The organism is Niabella agricola, assembly GCF_021538615.1.
Classification (GTDB): domain Bacteria; phylum Bacteroidota; class Bacteroidia; order Chitinophagales; family Chitinophagaceae; genus Niabella; species Niabella agricola.
Genome location: NZ_JAJHIZ010000003.1, coordinates 276,619 through 292,673 on the forward strand (window position 1 = coordinate 276,619; position 16,055 = coordinate 292,673).

The following is a 16,055-nucleotide window of genomic DNA, read 5'->3' on the forward strand; positions in this document are numbered from 1 at the left end:
TTTTATACGTATAAATGCAAATATTCTTTTAAACATCAGGACTGATTGCCAGCGGGAGACCGCCCACCATTAAACAGGTGATCTCCGTCCAATGCTTATCAAAAACCCTACATAAACCAAGGAAAATTAATGAGAAACGACTACATCGAAATCTGATGCATTGATCCGAAGCGCCGTTGCGGCGGCATCACTGATGCGGGCTGCCGGTCCGTTCTTCTGTTTCAGGCTTTTAATATCACCCAACACTTTGGCATAAACGGTTGTTTTGGCCTTAGGATTCGTCAGCTTTATGATCGTTCCCGAAGGAACATCATCGATCAATGCATAATATTTTCCATCGTCCCAGCCCTTATCGGTTTTGAATACCCCGGCATGTACCGATCGCTCCGTAGTAGATCCGGCATTCGTCTGGGCCTCGTAGTCATTTTTAAAGAATCCGGTTTCATCAAAACCAGCCGGAGGAGGCGCTACATCCGCTACAGGGGCAGAAGATACCGGCTCTGAAGATTTTCCTTTAGACGGCCTGGCCGGCTCTGTTTTAGTGATGGCTTCCGGTGCCGGTTCAGTTTTTGCTTCGCGGGCCCTCTGCTCCTGAAGCGCAGCAGCCTGTTCAGCAGTACCAAGGAAACGGGAAGCAATATATCCGGTGATGCCCTGGCTGGTGCGTATGGCCGCCCATTCATTGTTGGTATCACCAGTTACTGTAACCATTTCACTGTTCTCTGCTTTTCCAACTATAGGTTCGCTGGTTGCAGGTCCTTTACGGATATTAATGCCGGAGCCCACAATCGCCATTTGCTTTTCAACTTTTGCAGCGGGCTCCTCTTTTTTAGCCACCGGACGTTCCGGGGCTTCAGCAGAAGGGTCAATAAGGTATTGCGCGGCGGCATATCCGTCCACACCGTCATTGGTACGTACTGCAGCCCACTCATCATTCACCCGGCGCACCAGGGTAAGGATCTCATCTTTCTGTGCCTGTCCAACCACGGGCTGGTCAGTACCCGGTCCTTTACGAATATTGATATAGGTATCCGTAGCAGCTTTCACTTTCTGCCCTGTGGCTTTTTTGGTCTCCGTTCGTGCTATTTCTTTTTTCTCCGTATTATTTTCTTCAGTTACCGCTTCAACAAACTGAGAAGCGATATAACCTTTTTTACCATCATTTGTGCGGATCGCAGCCCATTCGTCATTGATTTTACGGGTCACGGTAACCACCTCATCTTTTTCAACCCGGCCTATAACCGGTTCATCTGTTCCGGGTCCCCTCCGGATATTTACCGCCGAGGTCGCCGTTACTTTCTTTCCTGCATTTAAATCAACAGGCGTCTTAGCAGTTCCCTTTTCCTCCTCAGGCTGTTTTGTTGTTGCTGCCGGCTCCAGGAACTGAGTAGCCATATAGCCTTTTTTGCCGTCACCGGTACGTACTTCTGCCCAATCGCTGTTCGTCATGCGAACAATGGTAACCACTTCATCCTTTTGCAAAGTACCTACAACCGGCTGGCTGGTGCTTGCTCCTTTCCGGATGTTAACAGCAGAGGTTACTGTTACCTTTTTCCCCGCTTTTAAGGCAGCCCCCGTATTGTTTTTAGCTGTTTCCTTTTTCTCATCCTCAACCTTTTCCTTTTTAGCCGCAGCGTTATCCGTCAGATATCCTACAAGAATATCCTGGCCTTTGGAGACATCGTCCTTCCTTAGCTTATTCCATGATTTCAGGGTTTTTACATCTACCCTGTTAAATTTCCGGCTGATACTGTTCAGGTTATCTTTCGCCCCTGCTTCATAATACACCGGTATACCTTTTCTTGATTTTGTATTCAGATTTGAAGCGGTTACAGGAACCTTCACCGTTTGCCCGATCCGAAGGTCCTGACTGGTTTTCATGCCGTTAGCTTTTGCCAACGAAGAAAGAGAAACTCCGTATTTCGTACTCAAATACTGTAATGACTCCCCGGATGTAACCCGGTGCTCCACCACCGCTCCTCGGGAAGTGGTAACAGCAGTTAGTTTTCTTTGCGCCTGGGCAGATCCCATCAATAATATCAATCCGGCCGTAACAATAAACGATTTCATGTGTTCAAGATGTGTCTTAAAAAAAATCCTTACTAATCCACGAATTTACAATAATATTTAGAACTAAACAGCTTTAGAATTTGTTAACAAAACGAATATTCCGGCAGAAAAGACCATATATTTTGGAAATTTGTAACTTTGCGCCCCTATGTTTATAGAAGTTTTTAAATCCAAGATCCACAGAGCTGTTGTAACCGAGGCTTTTCTCAATTACATGGGCAGCATTACCATTGATGAAGACCTCATGGATGCAGCCAACCTGATTGAAAATGAAAAGGTTCAGGTTGTGAATGTGCACAACGGAGAACGACTGGAAACCTATGTGATCAAAGGAAAAAGGGGTTCTGGCACCATTTGTCTTAATGGCCCTGCTGCCCGGAAGGCACAGGTGGGCGATCCGGTGATTATTATTTCCTACGCCTCTATGGATATTGAAGAAGCCAGAAAACACCAACCTACAATCGTTTTTCCTAAGGAAGGCAATAAGCTTTAGATGAAAAAAAGTATAATACTGCTGCTCATTCGTTTTTCATAAAGCAGGTTCAATTTTAAATACAGAATAAACCTGGTTAGCCTCGTGAAAAGGTCCCGCGCATTCCCAATTATCATTGTGTTTATGCTTACATCCCTGCTGTTGTTGCCATCAAAAGCACAGGCTTGCAGGTGTCATCAGCTGTCATTATCTGAAGAAATCACAAACGCAGATCACATTTTTATTGGTACTGTTGTAAAAAAGGTAGCAGGAAATACAATGAGCTATGCTTTCGCTGTTTCCACAATATTTAAAGGCGAAAAAAAAGACACCATAACGATCCTTACAGGGTTTGGAGGGCCGGACTGCGGAATGATCTTTGAAACTGGAAAAACCTACCTGGTTTATTCCAAAAACAATCAAACAACCAGATGCCGTAGAAACGGGCTTGCCGCTGATCATCCCGATATCAGCGGGTTACGCACGCGCTTCAGTCAAAATAACACACGCATTGCGCCCGAAACAGAGCCCAAAAGGCGAACAACTCCTGCCTCCTAAAGTAGCCCTGTTATTGCGCATGAAAAATCAACCGGGTGTTCCCGATCCAGAAATAATCACCATCCTTTAACAATACTTCCGTAGTGTCCGACAAGCGGATCGAATTCTTTTCTGAATTGAAAAAGGTTCCATTCTTGCTGGGTGCTTTATCCTGTAAAAAATAGGCATATCCATCTGTTGCATCCGGCTTCCGAAGAATCTGGCAATGATTTTTTGATATAAACCGGTCCGAGGTCCGGATACCGAAATCAGCCGTCGCTCCCGGCAGATCATTCCACCGTCCGATCGTAACCAGGTCCTTATTGATAAAAAAATGCTGCCCCTCTGTAAGAATATTCGGTTCTACCTCAATATAGGCTCCCGCATTTTTCCCCGGGATCGCGGGATCAATATCAATGACCGCTGTATGCTGCTGCGGCGTCTCTATCTTTCCATCCAACCCGTTGTAAAAAAACTGGCTTAACTCCCTGCCGGTCTTGAAACGGTTCAGCGGATTCTTTTCCAGGCAGCGCCGCACCAGCATTTCCAGCCAGGCCGGGATATCACATTCCTCCGGACGCTGCCCTTCTTTTTTTTCGATGGCCTCCATCCGCTTCCGGCAGATATCCGGCACGGGCGCACTCTTATGTTTTTCCTCCAGTGCCAACATTTCGTTGGCCTGTTTATAATCTTTTACAGGAAAGGGCACCTGTCCGGCAAGCAGTTCGTAAATAACGATCCCCAGACTGTAGATATCAGAAGGCGTATCTACCAGCTGCCCGCGCCATTTCTCAGGCGCTTTGTACTCAGCCATACCATCTTCCTTTTTGCTATGCCGCACCGCATCGGGGTCTGCAAACGACAATCCGAAATCAATAAGCACATACCGGCATGAGCCATCCTCATTCTTTGTACGGATAATATTCTTTGGGTTGATATCATTGTGAATAATAGCATCCCGGTTAATGATGACCGAATCCGAAAGCCAGTGCTGAGGCGGCGAATCATAAGTATGATAATGATGGCAATAACTTAAAGCTGAAGCCATTTGAGTGATCATCTCCAGCGTATCTTCTATAGAAAAATACCCTTCCCGCTGAATAATGGATTCCAGCGTTTCGCCGTCTACATATTCCATTTCCAGGGAGGGCTTATTGTCTAGTATGTATTCGTCATAGATTTTTACAATATTGGGATGATCCAGTCGCTTCAGGATCTCGACTTCATTTTTAAAATCACGGTATTCTTTAGCGTCTTCGTTTTCAAGTACAAAATCCAGCTGTTTCAGCGCCACCACATGCCCCGGATCTTCCTTGCTCCTTGCCTTAAATACCGCCGAAAAACCGCCATGACCAACCACCTTAAGAATATCGTATTTTGATGCTAACTCCTGCATTCCATTTCTAATTTCTTATTTTTGATTTCTCATTTCTCATCTCTCATCTCTGATTTCTGATCTCTGATTTCTGATTTCTGATTTCTGATCTTTCATTTCCCATCAGGATTCCAGCAACTGGAACTCCAGGACAATGGTATCATTAAAACAGATCGAATCGCCGTTTTTTAATATATGCGGCACCGTTGCATTGCTTAAACTGATCCCCGAAAAATCATCCAGCGAAGCATTAAAAACCTTTATTTTATTTGAAGGATTGTTCAGAAACTTTGAGCGGAACAGTTTATAGGCCCCGATCTCTTTATCAAACACTATTGCCGCATTGGAACGGCTTATAAAATTATTGATCTTATATTGCTCTTCATTCTTTTCCTCAATTCCCACAAACGCGATATCATTGTGGATCTTAGGTCCGTTTTCAATCTTGGGATCTTTTCCCCGGCCGATAAAATAATGTTTGCCGCTGGGCTCCAGGATATATTCCGGCTCCCAGGTAATACCCTCCGTTGCCACAATCCTGGCCCTCTGTTTTTTCAGGATATCTTTGGGGGTTAGTACTTCCACTCCAATCCCGTCCGTAATGGCGGTCACTGTTGCAGTGTCCGGCGATTCATGTTTTACATCAATGCTCAGATCCTCTTTGCAGGCAATGCCTCTTGATTTAAATTCCCGTTTGATCCGGTTGATGAACTGCGGATCTTTCACCAGGCTCATCAATCCTACATTTTCGATGGCATTATCTTTAAAGGCCGAGTGAAATACCAGTCCCGAGATCACGGTCTTGCTATAACCCAGCATCCGCACCGTTTGAGAAATCGCACCCAGTGTGATCTCTTTTAACTCCTCTATATTATCTGCCCGGGAAGCTGCGCGCTCCGGAGCTTTCGGAATTCCAGGAGTATTCCCGGAAGCTTCAGGCAGTTTTTTTTCCGGCGGCCCAAAGGAGGTATCATCTGCATTGAGCTTCTCTGAAAACTGTTCAAATTTTTTCTTAAACCAATTCATGTTATTGAGATTTGAGACTTGAGATTTGAGTTTTGAGATTTAAACCTCCGTTAAATTTTAAAACATGTTCAACAACCAACCTCAAACATGGAACCTTTTAGCTTTTAACTGACCGCTAAAAATACCCCGCCGCTTTCAACTGTTTTAAAATCTCCACCGCCAGTGTCTTCGCGTACTCCGAATTCCCGATCTCTTCAATACGGATCGTAAACGCAATCGGGGCCTTTAATTTAGGCGAAGCTACAAAAAATGTATACCAGGAATCGGTAACCCGCTTCAGTTCTGTCTTTTCGCCTTTTTTTACCAGCTTGTCCCGCTCCGGGCTGCCGGTTTTTCCATGCACTTCCAGTCCTGAAGCCGCCGATACCTTGGCGGATTGTTCCCGCATAAAATCGCTGATCAGCGCAGCAATCCGGGGCTGGGCCGTCACAGCGGTTTCCTTTTGCGGAACCAGCTTATTGTTCCAGCTTTTAAAGAGGAAACGGGAAGGTTGTAAGATGCCGCTGTCTGCCAGTGCGCCCGACATTTTAGCCAGATGCAGTGGTGTTGCGGAGAGCTCACCCTGCCCCCAGGCAATATCTGAATAAGGCGACTGCAGCCTCCGCCTCGTGTTCATCAGCCGCTGACTGTTAAAGATATTTTTACCCCGGACCACAAAAGCCCCCCATTCCTTAAAATAGGTTTCACTATCGTAATCCTCCGGCCGCTGAAAATGAAACCCTCCGCGGTTCAGGATATTCATCCCCAGCGCATCGTATATATTAAACAAAGACGACTGCAAATTTTTATCGTTCGCCAGTTTGATGAAATATACATTACTGGAATGTACAATGGCCGTACGCATATCTACATTCATATTTACCGGCTCGCCCTGATGGATCACTTCCGCAGGATAAATAAAATAACTGAACTGCGCGGCAGAAGGGCCATATTGGTTCATAGCAGCCGCTGCATCTATGATCTTAACGGTAGATCCCGGCCTGGAGTTAAAGGTAATGCCCAGATCCTGCGGCACCACTACCCGGTCCTGGAAAATCTGCTTAAAAATGGTGCGGTAATCAGAAGGATCAATATTGCTGATCAGTTTCAGATCCTTATAGGAAGGCGCCGGGTTTGAAGCAGAAGCCAGCACATCACCTGTACTGGCATTAACAGCAACCACCGAAGTCCGGAACGGGGCAGATGCAGCCGTATTCTGGATAACCGCGCTGATCTTCTGGTTCAATGCCGCATCCAGCGAGAGCTGGATATCCTTGTCTTTATTATTTTGCAGCTCCACCCATTGGCCGTCCCTGCCCTCTTTCAGAATGGGGGCCAGGGCGCTGTAATCGTATTTTACCAGCTCGGACTCTTTGCGCGTTGCCGGTAAAAAACGGTCTTCCCGGTAACGATCCGATGTTTTTTGCGAAGTAGTATAGGTAACGTCAAATCCTTTCAGCAGGGTATAATGCCGGTATTCCGCAGCATACCCCGCTTCCTCTTCATTGGCGATTTCTTTGTTATAATCTCCCAGCCAAAATAAAAGATCCGCGCCAAAAGGATAGTAACGGTTCTGATCCCGTTTTAATTGCTCCGCATAAAGTACCGGGTTCGCTCCTAAAGGAATCAGTTTATTCTTAACCTTATCAAAATTAGCCTTACTGGATGTGGCCAGCAGCACACCGTTACGGTCGTAAATATTACCGGAACGGATCTCCCGCAAAAAGATGCCGATGCGGGGATTATAGCTGTATTGCCAGGCGCCTTTGCGGTTTAATACCAGCGCCGGTTTGGTAATGTAGGTATTGGACTTATACTGGTACCAGAACAAGGTGCCAATGAAAAAGATCAATACCGCAAAAAAAGTAAGAATCGCATAAGCATTTACATTGTCATAGTTCTTTTTCACATATTCCATTTCGAGGGCATCCCCTTTTTCGTTGGAAAGCAATAATACCATAATGAATGCTGCCAGCGTAATAATAATACCCGCATTACCCTTGCTAAGAAAGGGCACAGAAATACCCGTGAGCGGTATTAGCCCCAGGGTGCCTGCCGTAATCAGAAAAAACTGGATCATAGTGGCAATGGCAATACCCGCTACCAGGTAAAAAAGAAAGGGTTTACCAGTGCGCCGGGCGGCCAATAAAGACCGGTAAGTGAGCAACCCGAATGCCAGGAAGACAGCAATCAGCGCAACAAGCCCCAGCTCCTCACCCATGCTTTCCAGAATCATATCGGTATGATATGCAGGCATTACACTGGAAAAACCCTTACCCAGGCCCTGCCCAAGGAAGCCGCCTGCATTCAGGGACCAGATTCCCTGCGCTACCTGGTCGCCCCCTATGAGCTTATTCTCCCAGATATCCTTGAACATCCCGTTCCGGTCGGCCAGGCGCTGCGTAAATTCAAAGGGCAATGCCGCCAGCAGGATGAAAGATGAAATGATCAGCACAATAAAGAAAACAGATTCATACCGCTTTTTAAAGAAGGCATAGCCCAGGGTGCCTGCGCAGGCGAGGGCAGCCAGCAAGGGGAGATAATTATGTTGCGCATTATTGATGAAACGGGAGGTAATCATCAGTGCAATCACATAAATCACGGCAGCCAGTACCATCTGGAAAAATTCTTCTTTGGCAAATGCATAAAAGAATAGGAAGGTCAGACAAAGCACGATGGCCGGGCCCAGGTCGCCCAACAAGGCATATATACCCAGGAGGAATACAAATAACAGCAACATTTTTATATTATTCCGTGTAAGCCAGCGGTTATCCGGAATGTTCCGGAAGTATTCGGCATTGACAGCGAAATATGCGGCGAAGAATACCACCATGCAGATCTTTGATAGTTCACTTACCTGGAATCCGAACAGGTTTACTTTTACGCCGCTCCCCTCCGGCCCCGTACCGATGAACGCAAGCAGCAGCATCAGGAATATGGACAACAGCATCCAGGAATAACCGCGCGGAGCCTTCAGCCCGCCGGATATGGGCAGCAGGTTATACAACGGATCAAACCATTTTGAATGGTAAAATCGCATCACCGCATGTTCTTTAAGAAAGAACAACACCACAGAAAAGAACAACAGTACCCCCACCACGCATTGTGCCATACCGCTTCCGTGAATGATATCGCGCAGCGGGTCCTGCATGCTGTAGAGCACAATGATTCCTGTACCGGAAAGAAAAAACAACAGCGGCAGGATGAACTGATCGCTCCGATAGTTCTTTAGCCAAAGCACAAAATGCAGTATCCAAAAAGCCAGTACAAACAACACCAGGTGTGTAAAATATTCTTTCTTAAAATCGGCAGGCGTGCGTACCGTAAAGATCTTATCACTCTTAATCTGGCGGAACTCGGTACGGTCCAGGATGCGGATCCGGTGTGTTTTTCCGGTAAAATGAAAGGACTGGTCTCCCTGGATGGCCGCAATGCCTTTTGCCGGACCAAAATCAAACCCTGGCTTTATGGCCACTACCCGGTAATTGCTGTTTTCTTTAAGATTGTAAAATTCATAGGATCCGTTTTCATTAGTGCGCGCAAAGAATTCGACCGGGTCATTTCCGGCCTGCGTGCTCAGGGTATCATAATAATTCGAGGGAAAAATCTCGGTCATTTTTACCAGCACGCCGGCTCCTACCTGTCCTCCGCTGCTGTCGGAGGCCGCCAGCCGGATCTTACCATGGATGGACAATTTCGTCTTGGTGTTCTGCACCGCAACCTCATCGGGATACTTTGCAGGATTTTTTAATTCTGTTGCATATAATGCACTGTCCATATCCAGCTGGGTGATCGCATTTAAAAAACGGAGCTTCCCCGACTCACTGGAAGTGTTTAAGAACTCCGCAGCCGGTATCATCAGGCTGTTTTTATTCAGTGCGCCCAGGTTGGGCAATTGCCCCTGCTTTTCTACCAGGTTCTTTATTTTTCCGGCAACAAAGCGAATGTATTCCTCATCCGTAAAATAGCCGCCTTTTGCAAAGATCTGCTGCAGCGTGGAAGCCTGCACCGGTGCAACAAGATTGACCATTTTACCACTTTCGTACCCATATTCCGAATTGATAAAATCATCTTTCTTATGCTGGTAGTACTGGAAGGCCATAATGCCCATCAACAAGGTAACCGCAGCCAGCAGTACACGTTCTATTCTTCTTGGGTATAATGTAACTTTCTTCTTCATTTCTTAATAACCTTGCAGTGCATTGCGGCGAACACTATCCCGGTAGATGGTATCCGTTGCATTGATCAATGTGTCCAGTTGCTGTAACCGGGCGCTGTCTGTTACCGGCAGACTATCTACCGGAATTGCTGTTGTATCCGGCAGAGCCGCTGGAGGTTCATTTGTTTTGAAAAAAAATTTAGTTCCCGTCCAGTTTGCCAAAAAGCCAACGATAAACGCGATGATCACGGGAAGAATGCTTATTTTTTTTTTGGAGGAGGTTGTAGGCATAACAGACATTGCTTCATTGGGTTCGTCATCGGTTGTTGCAATCGGGATCTCAATAGCCTCTTTCGTTCTTTTGCGGCCCGGCTTTTTAGCGGCCGCATACGTAGCCAGCACCACTGTAATATTGTCTTTTCCACCCAGTGCATTGGCCTTATCGATCAGCTGTTGCGTTTTAAGCCGGAGCGAGCCGGAGGAGGCCAGTATTTCTGCCATCTGGGCCTGTGTCACCAGGTCTGTGAGCCCGTCGGAACAAAACAGCGCGATGTCTCCCGGCAAAAAACTGTGTTCCGTAATATCGAAATAATGATTGGAATCCTCCGCATCCAGGAACTGCTCCCCCGCCATTTTGCTGATCTCGTTGCGGCGCGGATGTTGCATTGCTTCGGCTTCTGTAAGATATCCGCTATCTTCCTTCATACCTACGGAAGAATGATCACGGGTAATTTTTAGCATATTTCCATTGCGGTAAACATAACCGCGGCTATCGCCCACATGCGCCACATACATCATTTCTTTATCTGCATCCAGCACCGCCACCGAAAATACACAGCTCATGCGACTCAGCGCTGTATTTGCTCTCCGCTCCTCGAATATTTTATTATTGGCAGCGATCGCTGCTTCTTTCAGTAGCTGCAGCGGCGCTCCAAAACTGAAATGCTGCAGATATCCCTCTATCGTTTCCCTGGCTATAAGGGCGGCTTCCGCGCCTCCCTCGTAACCGCCAACACCATCAATGGCACCGGCCAGCGCACGCGAGGGTGTTTCCCAAAGACCGGGAACAGCAATGAAATTATCTTCATTTTCCTCCCGTCTGCGGCCCAGATCTGTTTGTCCGTATAAATCGACCGTTCTGCTCATTATTTCACTTTAGATTGTAACAGAAACACCAGGATGATAAATATCAGCATTATGGTACCCAGCATAGTTTCCCAGAATTAAGAATTAAAATAACAAATCTGTGAGCAGAACCGGTTATACTGCCGCCTTAAAGTCCAGCTGAAAGATGCCGCAAACGATCATAGATTCACTTTTAAGCGGGTGCCATACCGGGTGCTCGCCCACACGGCTCAGTTCCAGCTTTTGTTCATTCACAAAGGCGTCTGCAAACAGTGCAATATAAAATGCCCGGGCAGCGTCATCGTACCGGATCATCATATGCTCTTTTTGCAAGCTCCCGCTCGGCTCATTGATGCACAGTACAGTAGCCGTACTGGTCATGCCGTCGATCGCCTTTGTAATTCTCAATTGCTTTTCACGCATCGGAAAACTATAACGCTGTTTGTTTAATACAAACTGAACCGTAGCCAGTTTGTCCGGAGCCACGCTGTTACGCGAGCCTCCGGGCGGCGCCTGCACCGAGGTAAAATCGCCCAGGAACTCCTTACGAAACTTCACACGAAAATGACCTTTGGATAAAATATCGATATTCGAAAAAGTAGTGGGGTTCAGATCATATTTAGAGTACTTGGAGTGCTTACTGCTTACGGATACTTTGATATGTTCAGATGAAAGCTCTGACCATGATTTTTCCGAAGTGGGCGTACTCACCACCTGGATGGTTCCCGGCTCGATCTCGCGGTTGTCGACCCCGCGTTCTGCCGGGCAATACTGGAAATCCCAAAAACTTCCAATGGGCTCATAGCGCGGATACTGGTCCTTGCGCTGATTGATATAGTCGTAAAACTCATCCAGAATTCCCTCCGTAATACCGGCCAGCCGTAACTCTGCATGCTTGTAATCCTCCGGCCGCATCAGGATGAGGTAACTGCAATCATACATCATCCGTTTATTAAAGGATTCCCGCTCCACTGTTTCTTTAAAGGAAGTCAATACCTGATCCACCAGCGCCTGATTGGTCAGCCGTACCACCTCTTCCTCCTCCTCATCATCCGGCAGCAGCCATCTTTTTAATTTATCAAACATAGTTTCAATTTTCAATTTGAGATTTGCAATTTGAATCTTGCTCCTCAAAGCTTCTCAATCCTTCGCTCCACAATCCGAACGATCTTCATTTCCTTATCAAATACCACCGATACATCAATATTATAGGGAATCCAGTCATCCTCTTCATTTTGTTTAATCTTATACAGCATGCTGAAATCCACATAGGTATTTCCATTAGGATTGTAGGTAAATACATACGATGAATTGGTGATATCGGCCTCTGTGAACCGCCATTTGCCATGATAGGCCACGCATTCTTTTTGAATACGGGTCAGTAATTCATTGGAGCGGTTATAATATTGCTGTACCGTGTCTCTAAAAAACCGGGACAAACTGCCACAGTCCTGCCGCATGCGATAATAATCATTAATCCTGTTTTTAATTGCAGCTTCTTTCTGTCCCAGGTCTTCACTGGTAAGCACCTGCGTTGAAGTCATGGTATCATTCTGTGCAGTTGCGGTATCCTCCGGCTGAATCAGCAGCGGCTCCGGCTGCGCTTGTTTTTTCTGACGCGGCCTGGACGCAGGCATTTCTGTTTCAGGCTTTTTGGCATCGGGGGTTACTCCAAACATTGAAAGAATGTCATCCTTGTTCAGTGCAAAAACAATCAGTCCGCTCACAATCAGGAACACCAGGAAGATATATGCAAAACGGTTGGAACCGGTCTTTTTCGCCGGATGAGTAGACAGGGGTGGGTAAATTTGTTCGATGGGTTGCGGAGGTACCGGGGTGAATATTATCGTTTCGTCGTTCTTTGTAGCGGCATCTAATTTCCGAAGCTCTTTCCGATCCTCCGGATTTTTACCGAGGTACAGCGGTAGTAGTCCCCGCCAGGGTTCCGGAAGTACCGACGTATCGATGTTTTTACGCACAATATTTTCCTGGATCTCAAAATCGGATATTTTGGACGCATCGTAAGGCGCCGTTCCGCTAACAAGATGGTAGAACGTTACCGCGAGCGAATAAATATCCGTTTTATACGACAATGTTTTTACATCGTAAACCTGCTCCGGGCTCATATACATCAGCGTTCCCATCCGGGAGCCGGTTTGTGTTACCGTTACATTATCCCGGAGCTTGGCAATTCCAAAATCCAGGATCTTGATCTGTCCGTCTTCGGTCAGAAAAAGATTTGAGGGCTTTATATCACGGTGTATAATGTTTTTACGATGGGTATACTGAAGCGCATCCACCAGATCATTCCACCAGGTGATCAGCTGCAGATTGGAAAACCGGGAGCCCTCTTTCATCCGCTGCGCAAGATCTTTGCCTTCCAGGTATTCCATGATCATACAGGGGCAGCCGGCTACAGTAGAATAATCATAAATATTCCGGATATGCGGATGATTCAGATGCACCATCAGCCGGGCCTCGTTTTCAAAACGGCCCACCACTTCAGGCATCCCGCAAAAACGCTTTTGAAGTACCTTTACAGCAGCCGGCTTTTGCAGGTAGTTTTCTGCATACCATACCTCGGCCATTCCCCCCTCGCCCAATTTATACTTCAGCTTATAACCGTTGATGGTTGTATTCTCCATTCCTTGTTTTACTTGCTTGATCTGCTTATAATAATCCAGCCTTAACGGCACCCGCCAATGATATTCCAAACTTACTTTAAATATTTGGATTCCGAACATTCCACGACCCGATGCCTTGTTTTCAAAAAACCGGACAATTCCATTTATAATACCTGTTTCCCACGATGGTAACCTGTAAAATAACAGCCCTTTTGCGATCTAAACTCTAAAATTGGGATAAAACCGGTGAATGGCGTGTTCAAAACGGTCAGTGGCAGCAACAGCATTTCCCGAAATCTGTTTTAACTTGCTGTTTATGATCCCCCATGCCATTCTCCAGGAGCTGCAGATGCCCGATGCTACCTGCCACCCCGTTCAGGGGGGCGATATCAGCCGTTCCTGCCGTTTATATACAGGCCATTCGAATTACTTCCTGAAGATCAATCAACACCATCCCTGTACCGGGTTATTTGAAAAAGAAGCCGCCGGTTTACGCATGCTCGCAGATGCCGGTGTTTTGCGGGTTCCGGCTCCGCTGCGATACGGGGCAACCGGCACCCACCAATACCTGCTGCTGGAGTGGCTGGATGTCCGCGCCCCGGCGCAAAATTCCTGGAAATTGCTGGGAAGCGGCCTGGCAAAAATGCACCGCAAACCACAGCACTTTTACGGCCTTAACGGGAACAATTACCTGGCAATATGGCCCCAGGACAATACACCTGCGGAAACCTGGCCCGAATTCTACAGTACCCGGAGGGTGCTTCCACTGGTAAGGGAGCTTGTAGATATGGGTAACCTGGGCAAAAAAGATCTCGTAAATGCCGACAATTTTTGCAGGCGGCTGCCAGATCTTTTCCCGGAAGAGCATCCGGCACTCCTGCACGGTGATCTGTGGAGCGGGAACCTGTTGTTCCTGCCCGATGGCAGTCCGGCGATATTTGACCCGGCGGTGTATTACGGCCACCGGGAAATAGATATTGGTATGACCTGCCTGTTTGGCGGATTTGACAGGATCTTCTATGAAGCGTATCATCAAACCTACCCGCTGCACCCCGGATGGCAGCAGCGCATACCCTATGCACAACTTTATCCGCTGTTGTTACACGCCTGGCTTTTTAACGGGCACTATACCGGTGAGGTAAAGCGGATCCTTGGGTCGTTCTCATAGGCAAAACCCTGCTGCTATTTTATTTTGTGTCATCCTTCAGGGTCGCTTCAGCCTTTATTGCGGGTATCACCGTCCGGAACCTCGCCGTTTAAACATTTTCACACAAACGACCGTTAAGTTTTAATAATCTTTAAATAACCGCAAACACTACAGAACAAAAATCAATTTCTCTTATATTTGCGCACTTAAGTTATAATAAATTTTATATGGAGAAAAGTATTGTAATTCTTGCCGGCGGTGGTCCTGCACCCGGTATCAACACGGTAATCGGTTCTGTAGCAAAAACGTTTTTGAAAGACGGCTACCGGGTAATTGGTTTGCACGACGGTTATAAGAACCTGTTCAACGGAAAAGGCGTCACCACCGATATCGATTTTAAACTGGCAGATGATATCTTCAGCCGCGGAGGTTCTTTTCTGCGTATGAGCCGGTACAAACCAAAAGACGACGAGTTTACAAGCGATTTCTTTGAAAAAAACAATATCAAGTTATTGGTGACCATCGGGGGCGACGATACCGCATCTACGGCCAACCGCATTGCCACGTTCCTCAGAAATAAAAACGTACCTGTTCAAAACTTACACGTACCAAAAACCATCGACAATGATCTTCCGCTTCCTTACGGCCAGCCTACGTTTGGCTACCAGAGCGCACGGGAAGAAGGTGTAAAACTGGGCAAAACCATTTATGAAGATGCCCGCACCTCCGGTAACTGGTTTGTGGTTTCTGCCATGGGCCGCGAAGCTGGTCACCTGGCTTTTGGAATCGGCGTTGCCTGTCATTACCCGATGATCGTGATTCCTGAAATGTTCAATAAAACCAAGCTGACGCTGGATAAGATCACTAAACTGATCGTTTCTTCAATCGTAAAAAGAAACATCCTGGATATTCCTTACGGTGTTGCGGTGGTAAGTGAGGGGGTGTTCCACTTTATGAGCGATGACGACATTGCGGCATCCGGTATCCAGTTCACCTACGATGATCACGGTCATCCGGAACTCGGAAACGTAAGCAAGGCGCATATCTACAACATTCTTTTACAGAACGAATTAAAAAAACTGAACATTTCGGTAAAAAGCCGCCCGGTAGAATTGGGGTATGAACTCCGTTGCCTGGCCCCCACCGCTTTCGACCTGGAATATTGCACTTACCTGGGCATGGGTGTAAAGCAATTGTTTGATCAAAGTGTTACCGGTGCGGTAGTTACTGTTGACGCAACCGGGAACGTTAAACCGCTTTACCTCAAAGATGTAGCAGATGAGAAGGGCAAGGTAAAACCCCGTTTGATCGATATGCAAAGCGCAGATACAAAGACTGTTTTTGCAAACGCCCTGCATTATCTGACGGAAGCAGATAAAGAAGCTGCCAAGAAGTATCTTGAGAATCCGGACGAATACCTGTTCAACAACATCCTGGAGTGGAACTAAAATTAAAGCCAGATACAATTAAAACCGCCTTTGCTGCGCGGTTTTTTGTTTTTAATTTGTAGCTTCCGGTTTTAATCAGCAATCCCTGTTCCG

Annotated in this window: 10 protein-coding genes; 3 read left to right on the forward strand and 7 right to left on the reverse strand. The window is 46.7% G+C overall.

The genetic code is table 11. The annotated features are described in order from the left end of the window. Positions 1 to 126: 126 nt before the first annotated feature. The gene (locus tag LL912_RS06655) at positions 127 to 2,070 is read right to left on the reverse strand and encodes an SH3 domain-containing protein (RefSeq protein ID WP_235552796.1); all 1,944 of its coding nucleotides are present in this window, start codon (positions 2,068 to 2,070) and stop codon (positions 127 to 129) included. Between the two features lie 148 nt (positions 2,071 to 2,218). On the opposite strand from LL912_RS06655, the gene panD reads away from it, so the two are divergent. Then, positions 2,219 to 2,563, forward strand: a complete 345-nt coding sequence (gene panD, locus LL912_RS06660) for an aspartate 1-decarboxylase (RefSeq protein ID WP_235552797.1) — start codon at positions 2,219 to 2,221, stop codon at positions 2,561 to 2,563. Between the two features lie 547 nt (positions 2,564 to 3,110). On the opposite strand, the gene LL912_RS06665 is transcribed toward panD, so the two are convergent. The 6 genes from LL912_RS06665 to LL912_RS06690 all read right to left on the reverse strand — a co-directional run bounded on the left by LL912_RS06665 (position 3,111) and on the right by LL912_RS06690 (position 13,457). Next, a complete protein-coding gene (locus LL912_RS06665; protein ID WP_235552798.1) occupies positions 3,111 to 4,475 on the reverse strand; it encodes an FHA domain-containing serine/threonine-protein kinase in 1,365 nt (454 codons plus the stop codon). A 102-nt stretch (positions 4,476 to 4,577) separates the two neighbouring features. Further along, positions 4,578 to 5,480, reverse strand: a complete 903-nt coding sequence (locus tag LL912_RS06670) for a hypothetical protein (RefSeq protein ID WP_235552799.1) — start codon at positions 5,478 to 5,480, stop codon at positions 4,578 to 4,580. Between the two features lie 115 nt (positions 5,481 to 5,595). Then, positions 5,596 to 9,639, reverse strand: a complete 4,044-nt coding sequence (locus LL912_RS06675; protein WP_235552800.1) for an FtsW/RodA/SpoVE family cell cycle protein — start codon at positions 9,637 to 9,639, stop codon at positions 5,596 to 5,598. 3 nt (positions 9,640 to 9,642) lie between these two features. Then, positions 9,643 to 10,764 (reverse strand): PP2C family protein-serine/threonine phosphatase, encoded by a 1,122-nt coding sequence (locus LL912_RS06680; RefSeq protein WP_235552801.1) that lies wholly within the window; start codon positions 10,762 to 10,764, stop codon positions 9,643 to 9,645. Between the two features lie 114 nt (positions 10,765 to 10,878). Continuing rightward, entirely contained in the window at positions 10,879 to 11,829 is a 951-nt protein-coding gene (locus tag LL912_RS06685; protein WP_235552802.1) for a hypothetical protein, read from the reverse strand. A gap of 44 nt (positions 11,830 to 11,873) precedes the next feature. Continuing rightward, a complete protein-coding gene (locus LL912_RS06690; RefSeq protein WP_235552803.1) occupies positions 11,874 to 13,457 on the reverse strand; it encodes a serine/threonine protein kinase in 1,584 nt (527 codons plus the stop codon). 160 nt (positions 13,458 to 13,617) lie between these two features. On the opposite strand from LL912_RS06690, the gene LL912_RS06695 reads away from it, so the two are divergent. Then, a complete protein-coding gene (locus tag LL912_RS06695) occupies positions 13,618 to 14,535 on the forward strand; it encodes a fructosamine kinase family protein (RefSeq protein ID WP_235552804.1) in 918 nt (305 codons plus the stop codon). A gap of 206 nt (positions 14,536 to 14,741) precedes the next feature. Further along, positions 14,742 to 15,962 carry a 6-phosphofructokinase gene (locus tag LL912_RS06700; protein ID WP_235552805.1) on the forward strand — a complete coding sequence of 407 codons (1,221 nt, stop codon included), beginning with the start codon at positions 14,742 to 14,744 and terminating at the stop codon, positions 15,960 to 15,962. Positions 15,963 to 16,055: the final 93 nt, after the last annotated feature.